We start from the raw sequence: 15,925 nt of genomic DNA, 5'->3' as shown, positions 1-15,925 counted from the left end.
CGATGTTTAACAAAATTCTGGTGGTATGCGTGGGGAACATTTGCCGTTCCCCTACGGCTGAACGGTTGTTGAAACACTACCAGCCCGAACTGACCGTTGATTCGGCAGGGCTGGGTGCACTGGTCGGTAAAGGTGCCGATGAGCGCGCAACGAGCGTGGCGCGGGATCATCACCTCTCTCTCGACGGCCACGTGGCCCGCCAGGTCACTGGCCGCATGTGCCGCGAGTATGACCTGATCCTGACTATGGAAAAACGCCATATTCATGCGCTGTGCGATATCGCTCCGGAGATGCGCGGCAAGGTGATGCTGTTTGGTCACTGGGACAATGAACGTGAAATCCCCGATCCGTATCGCAAAAGCCATGAGGCCTTTGAGGCGGTTTACACCTTACTTGACCAGTCTGCCCAACAGTGGGCGCAGGCACTGAAAGTTCAGCAGGGATAACAATGACAGAAAAAACAAGACCTTCTGCCGCCCCGACTTCGGGCAGTGATGAAATTGATATTGGGCGCCTGGTCGGCACTGTTGTAGAGGCAAAGTGGTGGGTGCTTGGCATTACCGCCGTGTTCGCCGCGGCGGCCGTCGTCTACACGCTCTTCGCCACTCCTATCTACAGCGCCGACGCGCTGGTGCAGATCGAGCAGAATACCGGCAACTCGCTGGTGCAGGACATTGGTTCCGCGCTGGCGAACAAGCCGCCGGCATCCGACGCCGAAATTCAGCTCATCCAGTCACGCCTGGTGCTGGGTAAAACGGTTCACGACCTCGGGCTCGATATCTCCGTCACCAAAAATACCTTCCCAGTCTTTGGTGCCGGCTGGGATCGTCTGATGGGGCGAAGCAACGACACGGTGAAAGTGACTGACTTCGTGCTGCCGAAAGGGGCCGCCGATCAGACGTTTACCCTGACGGTGCTTGGCCCGAAACAGTATCAGCTAACCAGCGACGCAGGTTTTAGCGCCCGCGGTGAAGTGGGGCAGATGCTGACCAAAGACGGCGTCAGCATGATGGTTAGCGCCATCAACGCACAGGAGGGAGGTGAATTCACCGTCACCAAATTCTCCACGCTGGGAATGATTAACAATCTGCAAAACAACCTGACCGTCACCGAAAACGGTAAGGACACCGGCGTGCTGAGCATGACCTTTACCGGTGAAGATAAGGATCAAATCCGCGACATCCTGAACAGCATTACCCGCAACTACCTTGAGCAGAACGTCGAGCGTAAGTCGGCAGAAGCGGCGAAAAGCCTGGCGTTCCTGTCAAAACAGCTCCCGGAAGTGCGTGCCCGTCTGGATGATGCCGAGAACAAGCTGAACGCCTATCGTCAGGATAAAGACTCCGTTGACCTGCCGCTGGAGGCGAAATCGGTCCTCGATTCGATGGTCAACATTGACGCGCAGCTCAACGAGCTGACCTTCAAAGAGGCGGAGATTTCCAAGCTTTATACCAAACGTCACCCGGCCTACCGCACGCTGCTGGAGAAACGCCGCACGCTGGAAGAGGAGAAGGCGAAGCTCAATGACCGCGTGACCGCGATGCCGAAAACGCAGCAGGAGATCGTGCGTTTGACCCGCGACGTGGAGTCCGGACAGCAGGTTTACATGCAGCTGCTGAACAAGCAGCAGGAGCTGAAAATCACCGAAGCCAGTACCGTCGGTGACGTGCGCATCGTCGACCCGGCGATTACCCAGCCAGGCGTGCTGAAGCCGAAGAAAGCGCTGATTATTCTCGGCAGCATTATTCTCGGCCTGATGCTCTCCATCGTGGGCGTGCTGCTGCGTTCGCTGTTCAACCGCGGTATCGAAAGCCCGCAGGTGCTGGAAGAGAGCGGTATCAACGTCTATGCCAGCATTCCGCTGTCCGAGTGGCAAAAATCCCGTGACAGCGTCAAAACCATCAAGGGCGTCAAGCGTTACAAACAGAGCCAGCTTCTGGCGGTGGGTAACCCGACCGACCTCGCCATCGAAGCGATCCGCAGCCTGCGTACCAGTCTGCACTTCGCCATGATGCAGGCCAAAAACAACGTCCTGATGTTAACCGGCGTGAGCCCGTCGATCGGTAAAACCTTCGTCTGCGCCAACCTGGCGGCGGTGGTCAGCCAGACCGACAAGCGCGTGCTGCTGATCGACTGCGATATGCGTAAGGGCTACACCCACGAACTGCTGGGCACCAACAACGTGAACGGTCTGTCGGAAATCCTGCTCGGCAAAGGTGACATCAGCCAGAGCGCGAAACCCACAACGGTGCCGAAATTTGACCTGATCCCACGCGGTCAGGTGCCGCCTAACCCGTCCGAGCTGCTGATGAGCGAACGCTTCACCGAACTGGTGGAGTGGGCGAGCAAAAACTACGACCTGGTGCTGATCGATACGCCGCCAATTCTGGCCGTAACCGACGCAGCGGTTGTTGGCCGCCACGCTGGCACCACGCTGATGGTGGCGCGTTACGCGGTGAACACCCTGAAAGAGGTGGAAACCAGCCTGAGCCGCTTCGAGCAGAACGGGATTGAGGTGAAAGGGGTGATCCTGAACTCCATCTTCCGCCGCGCGACCGGGTACCAGGATTACGGTTATTACGAGTACGAATATAAATCTGACAGCAAATAAAAATCCCCCTCACCCTAACCCTCTCCCTCCGGGAGAGGGGCGGGGTGAGGGATAAGGGGAAGACCATGACCACACAACGCCCTTTAGTTTCAATCTATATGCCGACATGGAATCGTCAGCAGCTGGCGATCCGCGCAATCAAGTCGGTCCTGCGACAGGATTACGATAACTGGGAGCTGATCATTGTTGATGACTGCTCTTCCTCGTATGAACAGCTGCAAAAGTTTGTGACTGACCTCAACGACCCGCGGGTGGTCTATACCCACAACGCCATCAACTCCGGCGCGTGTGCGGTGCGTAATCAGGCGATTATGCAGGCCAAAGGGCAGTATCTGACCGGAATTGACGACGATGACGAATGGACGCCGAACCGCCTGTCTATCTTCCTGTCGCATAAAGAGCAGTTGGTCACGCACGCTTTCCTTTACGCCAACGACTATGTCTGCCAGGGCGAGGTCTACTCGCAGCCAGCCAGTCTGCCGCTCTATCCGAAATCACCCTACTCTCGCCGCCTGTTCTACAAGCGCAACATTATTGGTAACCAGGTCTTCACCTGGGCGTGGCGTTTCAAAGAGTGCCTGTTCGATACCGAACTCAAGGCCGCGCAGGATTACGATATCTTCCTGCGCATGGTGGTGGAATACGGCGAGCCGTGGAAAGTGGAAGAGGCTACGCAGATCCTGCACATCAACCACGGGGAGATGCAAATCACCTCCTCGCCGAAGAAGTTCTCCGGCTACTTCCATTTTTACCGCAAGCACAAGGACAAGTTTGACCGTGCCAGCCGTAAATATCAGCTCTTTACCCTCTATCAGATCCGCAATAAGCGCATGAACTGGCGCACGCTGCTGACGCTGCTGTCCGTGCGTAACGGCAAGCGCCTGGCTGATGGACTTCGGGGGAAATAATGTTTCTGGAAGATTGCCGCGCTAACAGCTGGAGCCTGCGTCCGTGCTGCATGGTTCTGGCGTACCGCATCGCGCACTTTTGCTCGGTGTGGCGTAAGAAAAACGTGCTGAACAATATCTGGGCGGCGCCCGTGCTGGTGCTGTACCGCATCATTACCGAATGCTTTTTTGGCTATGAAATTCAGGCCGCTGCCACCATTGGCCGCCGCTTTACCATCCACCACGGCTATGCGGTGGTGATCAACAAGTTTGTGGTCGCCGGGGATGATTTCACCATTCGTCATGCGGTCACCATTGGCAACCGCGGGCCTGACAGCCTGGCCTGCCCGGTCATCGGCAACAACGTCGAGCTGGGGGCGAACGTGGTAATCATCGGTGACATCACGATTGGTAACAACGTCACGATTGGTGCTGGCAGCGTGGTGCTGGACAGCATTCCGGATAACGCGCTGGTGGTGGGAGAAAAAGCCCGCGTGAAGGTGATTAAATGAACATTCTGCAATTTAACGTACGCCTCGCAGAAGGCGGAGCGGCAGGCGTGGCCCTGGATCTGCACCAGCGCGCGCTGCAAAAAGGACTTCAGTCGCGTTTTATTTACGGCTACGGCAAAGGCGGCAAGAAAAGCGTCAGCCACGATAATTTCCCGCAGGTGCACAAGCACACGCCGCGTCTGACCTCCATTGCCAACATTGCGCTGTTCCGTCTGTTTAACCGCGACCTGTTTGGCAACCTGAACACGCTGTACCGCACGGTTACCCGCACCGCGGGCCCGGTTGTGCTGCATTTTCACGTGCTGCACAGCTACTGGCTGAATCTGGAAGAGGTAGTGGCGTTTTGCCAGAAGGTGCAGGCCCACAAGCCCGACACCCGCTTTGTCTGGACGCTGCACGATCACTGGAGCGTGACCGGACGCTGCGCGTTTACCGACGGCTGCGAAGGCTGGAAAGATAACTGCCAGAAGTGCCCGACGTTAGGCAACTACCCGCCGGTGAAGGTGGATCGCGCGCATCAGCTGGTGGCCGGAAAACGTCAGCTGTTCCGCGACATGCTCTCGCTCGGCTGTACGTTCATCTCCCCGAGCCAGCACGTGGCCGATGCCTTCAACAGCCTGTACGGGGCAGGGCGCTGTCAGATTATCAACAACGGCATCGACGTAGCGACGGAAGCCATTCTTGCCGAGCTGACCCCGGTGGCCGAAACCGCGGGCAAACCGAAAATCGCTATTGTTGCGCATGACCTGCGTTACGACGGTAAAACCAACCAGCAGCTGGTGCGCGACATGATGGCGCTGGGTGACAAGATAGAGCTTCACACCTTCGGCAAGTTTTCGCCGTTCGAAGGGACCAACGTGGTGAACCACGGGTTTGAGACCGACAAGCGCAAGTTGATGAGTGCGCTGAATGAAATGGACGCGCTGGTGTTCAGCTCCCGCGTGGATAACTACCCGCTGATCCTCTGCGAAGCGCTCTCTATCGGCGTGCCGGTGATCGCCACCCACAGCGATGCGGCGCGCGAAGTGCTGGAAAAGTCCGGCGGGAAAACCTTCACGGAGCAGGAGGTCCTGCCGCTGGTACAGCTGCCGAAGGCGCAGATCGCTGAGATCGTTTTTGGCACGGACCTGGAATCGTTCCGCAACCGCAGCCGCAAGGCCTACAGTGGACAACAGATGCTGGAGGAATATGTCTCGTTCTATCAGAATCTGTAGTTATCTGCTGCTGCCGCTGATCTACCTGCTGGTCAACGTCAAAATTGCCCAGCTCGGCGAAAGCTTCCCGATAACCATCGTAACCTTCCTGCCCGTTCTGCTTCTGCTGTATGTCGATAAAATCAACCTCAAGAAGCTGATGATTGCCCTAGGGCTGGGCACGGGCCTGACGCTGTTTAACTACATCTTTGGCCAGTCGCTGGATGCGAGTAAATACGTCACGTCGACCATGCTGTTTGTTTATATTGTCATTATTATCGGTATGGTCTGGAGTATTCGGTTTAAAACTATTTCTCCGCACAATTATCGGAAAATCCTTAGGTTCTTTTATATTGCCGTTGCGTTAATTGTTATGCTTGCCGCGCTGGAGATGGCGCAAATTATTCTCACCGGCGGCAGCAGCCTGATGGAGATAATTTCGAAATATCTCATTTACAGTAACAGCTATGTATTGAACTTCATCAAGTTTGGCGGGAAACGTACCACAGCCCTCTATTTTGAACCGGCGTTTTTCGCTCTGGCGTTAATCTCAATTTGGCTCAGCATCAAACAGTTTGGTATCAAAACGCCTAAGACCGATGCTATGATTCTTGCAGGAATTGTTCTGTCTGGATCGTTCTCAGGGGTAATGACATTTATCCTGTTTTACCTGCTGGAATGGGCGTTTCAGTACCTGAACAAAGATGCGATTAAGAAAAAACTGCCGCTGGCGATTATCTCCCTGACGGTATTTATGGTAGGCGTGATATTTGCCTTCCCGTACATCTCAGAACGTCTGGGTGATTTGGGAACGGAAGGGTCTTCGTCCTATTATCGCATCATTGGGCCACTGGTAATGGTGGGTTATTCCTTAACCCATATTGATGGGGTAGTAAGATTCGGCTCACTTTACGAATATGTTGCATCATTCGGAATCTTTAACGGTGCGGATGTCGGTAAAACCATAGACAATGGTCTGTATCTGTTAATTATTTATTTTTCGTGGTTCGCCGTACTGTTGACCCTGTGGTATCTGTTTAAAGTTTTCAAAATGATGATTAACGCGTTTGGTGATAACCAGAACTTTCGCGTTCAGCTTTATCTGTTTACTCCGGTGTCGCTGTTTTTTACCGGGTCAATATTTAGCCCGGAATATGCTTTCTTGATTGTCTGTCCGTTTATTCTGCGCAAGGCGCTTAATATTACGAACGTATGACGAAATGAGGTGATTTATGTTTCTTAGCGTCATTACTGTCGCATTTCGTAATTACGAAGGGGTGGTAAAAACCTGGCGCTCGCTGCGCAACCTGGCGCGCGATCCAAGCCTCACCTTTGAGTGGATTGTGGTCGACGGCGGCTCGAACGATGGCACGGCGGAGTTTCTGGAAAAACTCAACGGTGAGTTCAACTTACGCTACATCAGCGAGAAAGATAAAGGCATCTACGATGCGATGAATAAAGGCATCAGCATGGCGCAAGGCCGTTATGCCATCTTCCTGAACTCGGGCGATATTTTCCATGAAGACGTGGCGCTGTTTGCCCGTCAGCTGGCTCGCCAGAAAGAGGACGCCATGTATATTGGCGATGCGCTGCTCGATTTTGGCGACGGACATAAAGTGTGCCGCAGCGCGAAGCCAGGCTGGTATATCTACCACAGCCTGCCGGCCAGCCATCAGGCCATTTTCTTCCCGGTAAAGGGTCTGAAAAAACAGCCTTACGATTTGCAGTATAAAGTGTCTTCCGATTATGCGCTGGCAGCCAGCCTGTATAAATCAGGTTACCCGTTCCGTCGAATTAAAGGGCTGGTGTCTGAATTCTCCATGGGCGGCGTGTCAACGTCTAATAATCTGGAATTGTGCCAGGATGCCAAAAACGTACAGCGTAAAATATTACGCGTGCCGGGGTTCTGGGCGGAATTGTCTTATTTATTACGCCTGCGTACCACAGGCAAAACGAAAACCTTATATAACAAAGCCTGAATATAAGGAAACGCAATGCAGGATTTAAAAGGTTTCTCAGTGCCGAAAGGTTTTCGGGGCGGGAACGGTATTAAGGTACAGCTGTGGTGGGCCGTTCAGGCAACATTATTTGCCTGGTCCCCGCAAATAATGTACCGCTGGCGAGCTTTTTTATTGCGCCTGTTTGGCGCAAAAATCGGAAAAAACGTAGTCATCCGACCTTCTGTGAAAATTACCTATCCGTGGAAATTAACGCTGGGGGATTACGCATGGGTTGGGGATGACGCGGTGTTATATACCCTTGGCGAAATTACGATTGGCGCAAATTCGGTGGTTTCACAGAAATGTTATTTGTGCACCGGCAGCCACGACTTTATGAGTCAGCATTTTGATATTACCGCTTCGCCTGTTGTGATTGGCGAAAAATGCTGGCTGGCAACGGATGTTTTTGTTGCACCGGGTGTTTCTGTTGGCGATGGCACGGTAGTCGGTGCCCGCAGCAGCGTTTTTAAATCGCTACCGGCAAATAAAATTTGCCGTGGCAACCCCGCAGTGGTGATACGCGAACGCGTTGAAACTGATTAAATTCATAAGTAGAGGAATATAAACATGTCTAAAGTCGCTCTCATCACCGGCGTTACCGGGCAGGATGGTTCTTACCTGGCAGAGTTCCTGCTGGAAAAAGGGTATGAAGTACACGGTATTAAACGTCGTGCGTCTTCTTTCAACACCGAACGTGTGGATCATATTTATCAGGATCCTCACGCGGCGAACCCGAAATTCCACCTGCACTACGGCGACCTGACCGATACCTCCAACCTGACCCGTATCCTGCAGGAAGTACAGCCGGATGAAGTCTACAACCTGGGCGCGATGAGCCACGTAGCGGTCTCCTTCGAATCCCCGGAATACACCGCCGACGTTGATGCCATGGGTACGCTGCGTCTGCTGGAAGCGATTCGCTTCCTCGGCCTTGAGAAGAAAACTCGCTTCTACCAGGCATCTACCTCCGAGCTGTACGGCCTGGTGCAGGAAATCCCACAGAAAGAGACCACGCCGTTCTACCCGCGCTCTCCGTATGCGGTAGCAAAACTGTACGCCTACTGGATCACCGTGAACTACCGTGAATCCTACGGCATGTACGCCTGTAACGGCATCCTGTTCAACCACGAATCTCCGCGTCGCGGCGAAACCTTCGTGACCCGCAAAATCACCCGCGCCATCGCCAACATCGCGCAGGGTCTGGAATCTTGCCTGCACCTCGGCAACATGGATTCCCTGCGTGACTGGGGCCATGCCAAAGACTACGTGAAAATGCAGTGGATGATGCTGCAGCAGGAACAGCCAGAAGACTTCGTGATTGCGACCGGCGTGCAGTACTCCGTACGTCAGTTCGTTGAAATGGCCGCGGCACAGCTGGGCATCAAACTGCGCTTCGAAGGTACCGGCGTGGAAGAGAAAGGTATCGTGGTTTCCGTGACCGGCCATGACGCTCCGGGCGTGAAGCCAGGCGACGTGATTGTCCAGGTTGACCCGCGCTACTTCCGTCCTGCTGAAGTGGAAACCCTGCTGGGCGACCCAACCAAAGCGCACGAGAAGCTGGGCTGGAAACCAGAAATCACTCTGCAGGAAATGGTTTCCGAGATGGTAGCTAAAGATCTTGAAGCAGCGAAAAAACACTCCCTGCTCAAGTCTCATGGCTACGAGGTTGCCATCGCGCTGGAGTCCTGAGAATGACAAAACAACGTATTTTTGTCGCCGGTCATCGCGGAATGGTGGGTTCCGCGATTGTTCGCCAGCTGGAGCAGCGCGGTGACGTGGAAGTGATTGTCCGCACCCGCGACGAGCTGAACCTGCTCGACAGCCGCGCGGTACAGGACTTCTTTGCTAACGAACGCATTGACCAGGTGTATCTGGCGGCGGCGAAGGTGGGCGGTATTGTCGCTAACAACACCTACCCGGCGGATTTCATCTACGAAAACATGATGATCGAGAGCAACATCATTCACGCGGCGCATCTGCACAACGTGAATAAGCTGCTGTTCCTCGGGTCGTCCTGTATTTATCCGAAAATGGCGAAGCAGCCGATCGCTGAGAGCGAACTGCTGCAGGGCACGCTGGAAGCGACCAACGAGCCGTACGCGATTGCCAAGATTGCCGGGATTAAGCTGTGCGAGTCCTACAACCGTCAGTACAACCGCGACTATCGTTCGGTGATGCCGACCAACCTGTACGGACCGCACGACAACTTCCACCCGAGCAACTCGCACGTGATCCCGGCGCTGCTGCGCCGCTTCCACGAGGCGACCGCCGAGAACGCGCCGGACGTGGTGGTGTGGGGCAGCGGTACGCCGATGCGTGAATTCCTGCACGTGGACGACATGGCTGCCGCCAGCATTCACGTGATGGAGCTGGATCGCGAAGTGTGGCAGGAGAACACCGAGCCGATGCTGTCGCACATCAACGTCGGTACCGGCGTGGACTGCACCATTCGCGAGCTGGCGCAAACCATCGCGCAGGTAGTGGGCTACAAAGGCCGCGTGGTGTTTGACGCGACGAAACCGGATGGCACGCCGCGCAAGCTGCTGGACGTGACCCGTCTGCATCAGCTGGGCTGGTATCACGAGGTGTCACTGGAGCAGGGGCTGGCCAGTACCTACCAGTGGTTCCTGGAAAACCAGCACCGCTTCCGGGGGTAAAGATGTTTTTAAGTCAGGAAGATTTTGCCACGGTAGTGCGTTCCACTCCGCTCATCTCGATTGATTTGATCGTGGAGAACGAACGCGGCGAGTTCTTGCTGGGGAAACGAACCAACCGTCCTGCACAGGGCTTCTGGTTCGTGCCCGGCGGGCGCGTGCAAAAGGATGAGACGCTTACCGATGCGTTTGAGCGTCTCACTCTGGCGGAACTGGGCCTGCAGCTGCCGATGGCAGCGGGCCAGTTTTACGGGGTCTGGCAGCACTTCTATGACGATAACTTTTCAGGCACCGGATTCACCACGCACTACATCGTGCTGGGGTTCCGCCTGAAGGTGAGTGAGGCAGACCTGCGTCTGCCTGATTCTCAGCATGACGACTACCGCTGGCAGACGCCAGAGGCGCTGCTGGCGAGCGACAATGTGCATGACAACAGTCGTGCCTATTTCCTGGCAGATCGTCAGTCCGGAGTGCCGGGCTTATGAAAATTTTAGTGTACGGAATCAACTACTCGCCGGAATTAACCGGCATCGGGAAATACACCGGCGAGATGGTCGAGTGGATGGCGAGCCAGGGACATGACGTGCGGGTCATTACCGCGCCGCCGTACTACCCGGAGTGGAAAGTCGGGGAGCGCTACTCAAGCTGGCGCTACCGTCGCGAAGAGGGCGCTGCGACCGTCTGGCGCTGCCCGCTGTATGTGCCTAAGCAGCCCTCAACGCTGAAACGGTTACTTCATCTGGGCAGCTTTGCCCTGAGCAGTTTCTTCCCGCTGATGGCGCAGCGTCGCTGGAAGCCGGATCGCATCATCGGCGTTGTGCCAACGCTGTTTTGCACGCCGGGCATGCGTCTGCTGGGCAAACTCTCCGGTGCGCGCACTCTGTTGCACATTCAGGATTACGAAGTTGACGCCATGCTGGGCCTGGGGATGGCAGGCAAAAGTAAAGGCGGCAAGGTGGCGAAGCTCGCCAGCGCCTTTGAGCGCAGCGGCCTGCATAACGTGGATTACGTCTCGACTATCTCGCGCTCGATGATGAACAAGGCGCAGGAGAAGGGCGTTCCGGCAGAGAAGGTAATCTTCTTCCCGAACTGGTCCGAAGTGGCGCGTTTTCGCGACGTGACTGAGCAAGACGCTCAGGCCCTGCGCGCGCAGCTTGGTTTGCCTGAAGATCAAAAAATCATTCTTTACTCAGGCAACATCGGCGAAAAGCAGGGGCTGGAGAGCGTGATTGAAGCGGCCCAGCTGCTGAGTGAACATCCTTGGACGTTTGTGATTGTCGGGCAGGGCGGTGGAAAGGCGCGGCTGGAAAAAATGGCCGGGGAACGCGGCCTGACCAACGTAAAATTTTTCCCGCTTCAGTCTTACGAGGCATTGCCTGCGCTGCTGAAGATGGGCGACTGCCATCTGGTGGTCCAAAAACGCGGCGCCGCGGACGCGGTGCTGCCGTCCAAGCTGACCAACATTCTGGCAGTGGGCGGTAACGCGGTGATTACGGCAGAAGCCGAAACAGAGTTAGGCCAGCTGTGTGACAGCTATCCGGGGATTGCCGTGTGCGTGGAGCCGGAATCGGTCCCGGCGCTGGTCACCGGAATTGAGCAGGCACTTGCTATGCCAAAAGTGAACACGGTGGCACGTGAATATGCCGAACGCACGCTCGAAAAAGAGAACGTGCTGAGCCAATTTATTGCAGATATACGGGGATAAATCATGAGTCAAACCACTTTGTATCCGGTTGTGATGGCTGGTGGCTCTGGTAGCCGGTTGTGGCCGCTGTCCCGCGTGCTCTATCCAAAACAGTTCCTCTGCCTGAAAGGGGATCTCACCATGCTGCAGACGACGGTAAACCGTCTGCACGGCGTGGAGTGTGAAAGCCCGGTGGTGATCTGTAACGAACAGCACCGCTTTATTGTTGCCGAGCAGCTGCGCCAGCTGAATAAGCTCACCGAAAACATCATCCTGGAGCCTGCCGGACGCAATACCGCGCCTGCGATCGCCCTGGCGGCGCTGGCGGCAAAACGCAGCAGCCCGGACTGTGACCCGCTGATGCTGGTCCTGGCGGCAGACCACGTTATCCAGCAGGAAGACGCGTTCCGCGACGCGGTGCGTGCGGCGATCCCTTACGCCGAGAGCGGCAAGCTGGTGACCTTCGGCATCGTGCCGGATCTGCCGGAAACCGGCTATGGCTATATCCGTCGCGGCAGCGTGACGCCGGGTGAAGGCGACAGCGTGGCGTTTGACGTGGCGCAGTTTGTTGAAAAACCGAATCTGGAAACCGCGCAGGCGTATGTCGCCAGCGGTGAGTATTACTGGAACAGCGGGATGTTCCTGTTCCGCGCCGGACGCTATCTGGAAGAGCTGCGCAAATACCGCCCGGATATTCTGCACGCCTGCGAGAAAGCAATGGCGGTGGTGGACCCGGATCTCGATTTCATCCGCGTGGATGAAGAGGCGTTCCTCGCCTGCCCGGAAGAGTCCATTGACTACGCGGTGATGGAACGTACGGCGGACGCCGTCGTGGTACCGATGGATGCGGGCTGGAGCGATGTCGGCTCCTGGTCCTCCCTGTGGGAGATCAGCGCCCATACCCCGGAGGGTAACGTCCACCACGGCGATGTGATTAGCCACAAAACGGAAAACAGCTACGTCTATGCCGAATCCGGCCTGGTGACCACGGTCGGGGTGAAGGATCTGGTGGTTGTCCAGACCAAGGACGCCGTGCTGATTGCTGACCGTAACGCCGTGCAGGACGTTAAAAAAGTGGTGGAGCAGATCAAGGCCGATGGCCGTCACGAGCACCATATTCACCGCGAAGTCTACCGTCCGTGGGGGAAATATGACTCCATTGATTCCGGTGACCGCTATCAGGTGAAACGCATCACCGTGAAGCCGGGCGAGGGGCTGTCGGTGCAGATGCACCATCACCGCGCCGAGCACTGGGTGGTGGTTGCGGGTACCGCTAAAGTCACTATCGACGGTGAAATCAAACTGCTGGGTGAAAACGAGTCCATTTATATTCCGCTGGGGGCGACGCACTGTCTGGAAAACCCGGGGAAAATTCCTCTCGACTTAATTGAGGTGCGCTCCGGCTCGTATCTGGAAGAAGACGATATCGTGCGCTTCCAGGATCGCTACGGGCGGGTGTAGCACTCTGCATTATGCCCGGTGGCGCTGAGCTTACCGGGCCTGCGAATGACAAAAAATCAATTTGGCCATTAAGTGGTCAGGGCCGACTGTTGCCTGAAAAAGGGGTCATCATGGAAAAATTAACCTGTTTTAAAGCCTACGATATTCGCGGCAAGCTGGGCGAAGAGCTGAATGAAGATATCGCGTGGCGTATCGGCCGCGCGTACGGCGAATATTTAAAACCGCAGACCATCGTGCTGGGCGGCGACGTGCGTCTGACCAGTGAATCCCTCAAGCTGGCCCTGGCGAAAGGGCTGCAGGACGCGGGCGTGGACGTGCTGGATATCGGCCTTTCCGGGACCGAGGAGATTTACTTTGCCACCTTCCACCTGGGCGTGGACGGCGGTATCGAAGTGACGGCCAGCCACAACCCGATGGACTACAACGGGATGAAGCTGGTGCGCAAGGGCGCCCGTCCGATCAGCGGCGACACCGGCCTGCGCGACGTGCAGCGCCTGGCTGAAGCCAACGACTTCCCGCCGGTGAACGACGCGAAGCGCGGCAGCTACAAAAAAATCAACCTGCAGAAAGAGTACATCGACCACCTGCTGGGCTACATCAACGTGGCGAACCTCAAGCCGCTGAAGCTGGTCATCAACTCCGGTAACGGCGCGGCCGGCCCGGTGGTGGATGCGCTGGAAGCCCGCTTTAAGGCGCTGAACGTGCCGGTGACCTTCGTCAAGGTGCACAACACCCCGGACGGCAACTTCCCGAACGGTATTCCTAACCCGCTGCTGCCGGAGTGCCGCGACGACACCCGCAACGCGGTGATTGAGCACGGCGCGGACATGGGCATCGCCTTTGACGGCGACTTCGACCGCTGCTTCCTGTTCGACGAGAAAGGGCAGTTCATCGAGGGCTACTACATTGTCGGCCTGCTGGCGGAAGCGTTCCTCGAGAAAAACCCGGGCGCGAAAATCATTCATGACCCGCGCCTTTCCTGGAACACCGTCGACGTGGTGTCAGCGGCGGGCGGCACGCCGGTGATGTCCAAAACCGGCCACGCCTTCATCAAAGAGCGCATGCGCGAAGAAGACGCCATCTACGGCGGCGAGATGAGCGCCCATCACTACTTCCGTGATTTTGCCTACTGCGACAGCGGGATGATCCCGTGGCTGCTGGTGACCGAGCTGCTGTGCCTGAAGGGGCAGACGCTGGGCGAGCTGGTGCGCGACCGCATGGCGGCGTTCCCGGCGAGCGGGGAGATCAACAGCAAGCTGGCGCAGCCGGCCGAGGCCATTGCCCGCGTGGAGCAGCACTTTGCGATCCACGCGCTGGAAATTGACCGTACGGACGGCATCAGCATGGCGTTCCCGCAGTGGCGCTTTAACCTGCGCTCGTCCAACACCGAGCCGGTGGTGCGCCTGAACGTGGAGTCCCGAGCTGACACGGCGTTGATGGAAGCCCGAACGAAGGACATTCTGGCGCTGTTGAATCAGTAACAATTGCCCCTCCCGGCGGGAGGGGGAACCGAATACAGGAACAACGATGACGAATCTAAAAAAACGCGAACGAGCGAGAACGAATGCATCGTTAATCTCTATGGTGCAGCGTTTTTCTGATATCACCATCATGGTCGGCGGATTGTGGGCGGTGTGTCGGATCGGCGGGCTGCCGTTCTTATATATGCATCTGCTGATGGCACTTATTGCGTTGGTCGTGTTTCAGATGATCGGCGGAATGACCGATTTCTACCGCTCGTGGCGCGGCGTCAAAATGACCACTGAACTGATGCTGTTGCTGCAGAACTGGACCCTGAGCCTGATCTTCAGCGCGGGCCTGGTGGCGTTTAGCCATGATTTTGATAATCGCCTCGTGACCTATCTGAGCTGGTATCTGTTAACCAGCGTCGGCATGGTGGTGTGCCGTTCCCTGATCCGCTTCGGCGCGGGCTGGCTGCGTAACCGCGGTTATAACCGTCGCTTCGTTGCGGTAGCGGGCGATCTGCCGGTTGGTAAGGTTCTGCTCGACAGCTTCCGCAAAGAGCCGTGGTTAGGGTTTGAAGTGGTCGGGATTTATCACGACGCGAAGCCGGGCGGCGTGCCGTCGGACTGGGCGGGCAATTACGAACAGCTTATTGAAGACGCGAAAGCCGGTAAAATTCACAACGTCTACATCGCCATGCAGATGAGAGACGAATCCCGCATTAAGCAACTGATGCGCGAGCTGGCGGATACCACCTGTTCGGTGATCCTGATCCCGGACGTGTTTACCTTCAACATCCTTCACTCACGCATTGAAGAAGTGAACGGCGTGCCGGTCGTACCGCTGTACGACACCCCGCTGTCGGGCATTAACCGCGTGCTGAAGCGCGCGGAAGATATTGTGCTCTCTTCGCTGATTTTACTGCTCATCTCCCCGGTGCTGTGCTGCATTGCCCTCGCGGTGAAGCTGAGCTCTCCCGGCCCGGTTATCTTCCGCCAGACCCGCTACGGTATGGACGGTAAGCCGATTATGGTGTGGAAATTCCGCTCCATGAAGGTGATGGAAAACGACAAGGTGGTGACCCAGGCAACGCAGAACGATCCGCGCGTCACCCGCGTGGGGAACTTCCTGCGCCGCACCTCGCTGGATGAACTGCCGCAGTTTATCAACGTCTTCACCGGCGGCATGTCGATTGTTGGCCCGCGTCCGCACGCGGTGGCGCACAACGAGCAGTACCGCTCGCTGATTGAAGGCTACATGCTGCGCCATAAGGTGAAGCCGGGCATTACCGGCTGGGCGCAGATCAACGGCTGGCGCGGCGAAACCGACACGCTGGAAAAAATGGAAAAACGTATCGAATTCGATCTGGAATACATCCGTGAATGGAGTATCTGGTTCGATATCAAGATTGTTTTTCTGACCATCTTCAAAGGTTTCGTGAACAAAGCGGCGTACTAAG

At 56.2% G+C, this 15,925-nt stretch carries 15 protein-coding genes; all 15 read left to right on the top strand.

Features of this window, described 5'->3' with window-relative positions:
• Window positions 1-2 precede the first annotated feature (2 nt).
• Window positions 3-446 carry a low molecular weight protein-tyrosine-phosphatase Wzb gene (gene wzb / locus F0320_RS14215; RefSeq protein ID WP_023312405.1) on the top strand — a complete coding sequence of 148 codons (444 nt, stop codon included), beginning with the start codon at window positions 3-5 and terminating at the stop codon, window positions 444-446.
• Window positions 447-448: 2 nt separating this feature from the next.
• Entirely contained in the window at window positions 449-2,611 is a 2,163-nt protein-coding gene (wzc, locus tag F0320_RS14210) for a tyrosine-protein kinase Wzc (RefSeq protein WP_126330704.1), read from the top strand.
• A 65-nt stretch (window positions 2,612-2,676) separates the two neighbouring features.
• Window positions 2,677-3,519: a colanic acid biosynthesis glycosyltransferase WcaA gene (gene wcaA, locus F0320_RS14205; RefSeq protein ID WP_023312403.1), complete on the top strand. Its 843-nt coding sequence runs from the start codon at window positions 2,677-2,679 to the stop codon at window positions 3,517-3,519.
• Window positions 3,519-4,010, top strand: a complete 492-nt coding sequence (wcaB, locus tag F0320_RS14200; protein WP_023312402.1) for a colanic acid biosynthesis acetyltransferase WcaB — start codon at window positions 3,519-3,521, stop codon at window positions 4,008-4,010. The genes wcaA and wcaB overlap by 1 nt, the downstream gene beginning before the upstream one ends.
• Window positions 4,007-5,224 (top strand): colanic acid biosynthesis glycosyltransferase WcaC, encoded by a 1,218-nt coding sequence (wcaC, locus tag F0320_RS14195; RefSeq protein WP_126330702.1) that lies wholly within the window; start codon window positions 4,007-4,009, stop codon window positions 5,222-5,224. The genes wcaB and wcaC overlap by 4 nt, the downstream gene beginning before the upstream one ends.
• Window positions 5,199-6,419 carry a colanic acid polymerase WcaD gene (wcaD, locus tag F0320_RS14190; RefSeq protein WP_029742034.1) on the top strand — a complete coding sequence of 407 codons (1,221 nt, stop codon included), beginning with the start codon at window positions 5,199-5,201 and terminating at the stop codon, window positions 6,417-6,419. The genes wcaC and wcaD overlap by 26 nt, the downstream gene beginning before the upstream one ends.
• A gap of 16 nt (window positions 6,420-6,435) precedes the next feature.
• The gene (gene wcaE / locus F0320_RS14185) at window positions 6,436-7,182 is read left to right on the top strand and encodes a colanic acid biosynthesis glycosyltransferase WcaE (protein ID WP_023312400.1); all 747 of its coding nucleotides are present in this window, start codon (window positions 6,436-6,438) and stop codon (window positions 7,180-7,182) included.
• Window positions 7,183-7,197: 15 nt separating this feature from the next.
• Window positions 7,198-7,746: a colanic acid biosynthesis acetyltransferase WcaF gene (gene wcaF, locus F0320_RS14180; protein WP_126330698.1), complete on the top strand. Its 549-nt coding sequence runs from the start codon at window positions 7,198-7,200 to the stop codon at window positions 7,744-7,746.
• A gap of 24 nt (window positions 7,747-7,770) precedes the next feature.
• On the top strand, window positions 7,771-8,892 hold the full coding sequence (gmd, locus tag F0320_RS14175) for a GDP-mannose 4,6-dehydratase (RefSeq protein WP_014884502.1): 1,122 nt from the start codon (window positions 7,771-7,773) through the stop codon (window positions 8,890-8,892).
• Between the two features lie 2 nt (window positions 8,893-8,894).
• Window positions 8,895-9,860, top strand: coding sequence for a GDP-L-fucose synthase (gene fcl / locus F0320_RS14170; protein WP_024908102.1), 966 nt, complete (start codon window positions 8,895-8,897; stop codon window positions 9,858-9,860).
• A gap of 2 nt (window positions 9,861-9,862) precedes the next feature.
• Window positions 9,863-10,342, top strand: a complete 480-nt coding sequence (locus tag F0320_RS14165; protein WP_126330696.1) for a GDP-mannose mannosyl hydrolase — start codon at window positions 9,863-9,865, stop codon at window positions 10,340-10,342.
• Window positions 10,339-11,562 (top strand): colanic acid biosynthesis fucosyltransferase WcaI, encoded by a 1,224-nt coding sequence (wcaI, locus tag F0320_RS14160; protein ID WP_047647341.1) that lies wholly within the window; start codon window positions 10,339-10,341, stop codon window positions 11,560-11,562. The genes F0320_RS14165 and wcaI overlap by 4 nt, the downstream gene beginning before the upstream one ends.
• 3 nt (window positions 11,563-11,565) lie before the next feature.
• Window positions 11,566-13,002: a mannose-1-phosphate guanyltransferase gene (cpsB, locus tag F0320_RS14155; protein WP_126330694.1), complete on the top strand. Its 1,437-nt coding sequence runs from the start codon at window positions 11,566-11,568 to the stop codon at window positions 13,000-13,002.
• A gap of 110 nt (window positions 13,003-13,112) precedes the next feature.
• Window positions 13,113-14,483, top strand: coding sequence for a colanic acid biosynthesis phosphomannomutase CpsG (gene cpsG, locus F0320_RS14150; protein WP_023312395.1), 1,371 nt, complete (start codon window positions 13,113-13,115; stop codon window positions 14,481-14,483).
• A gap of 46 nt (window positions 14,484-14,529) precedes the next feature.
• Window positions 14,530-15,924 (top strand): undecaprenyl-phosphate glucose phosphotransferase, encoded by a 1,395-nt coding sequence (gene wcaJ / locus F0320_RS14145; protein WP_047652466.1) that lies wholly within the window; start codon window positions 14,530-14,532, stop codon window positions 15,922-15,924.
• Window position 15,925 lies beyond the last annotated feature (1 nt).

Source organism: Enterobacter dykesii (genome assembly GCF_008364625.2).
In the GTDB taxonomy this organism is placed as follows: domain Bacteria; phylum Pseudomonadota; class Gammaproteobacteria; order Enterobacterales; family Enterobacteriaceae; genus Enterobacter; species Enterobacter dykesii.
The sequence above is the reverse complement of the archived record's forward strand: the minus strand, read 5'-3'. Positions and strand labels throughout refer to the sequence as shown.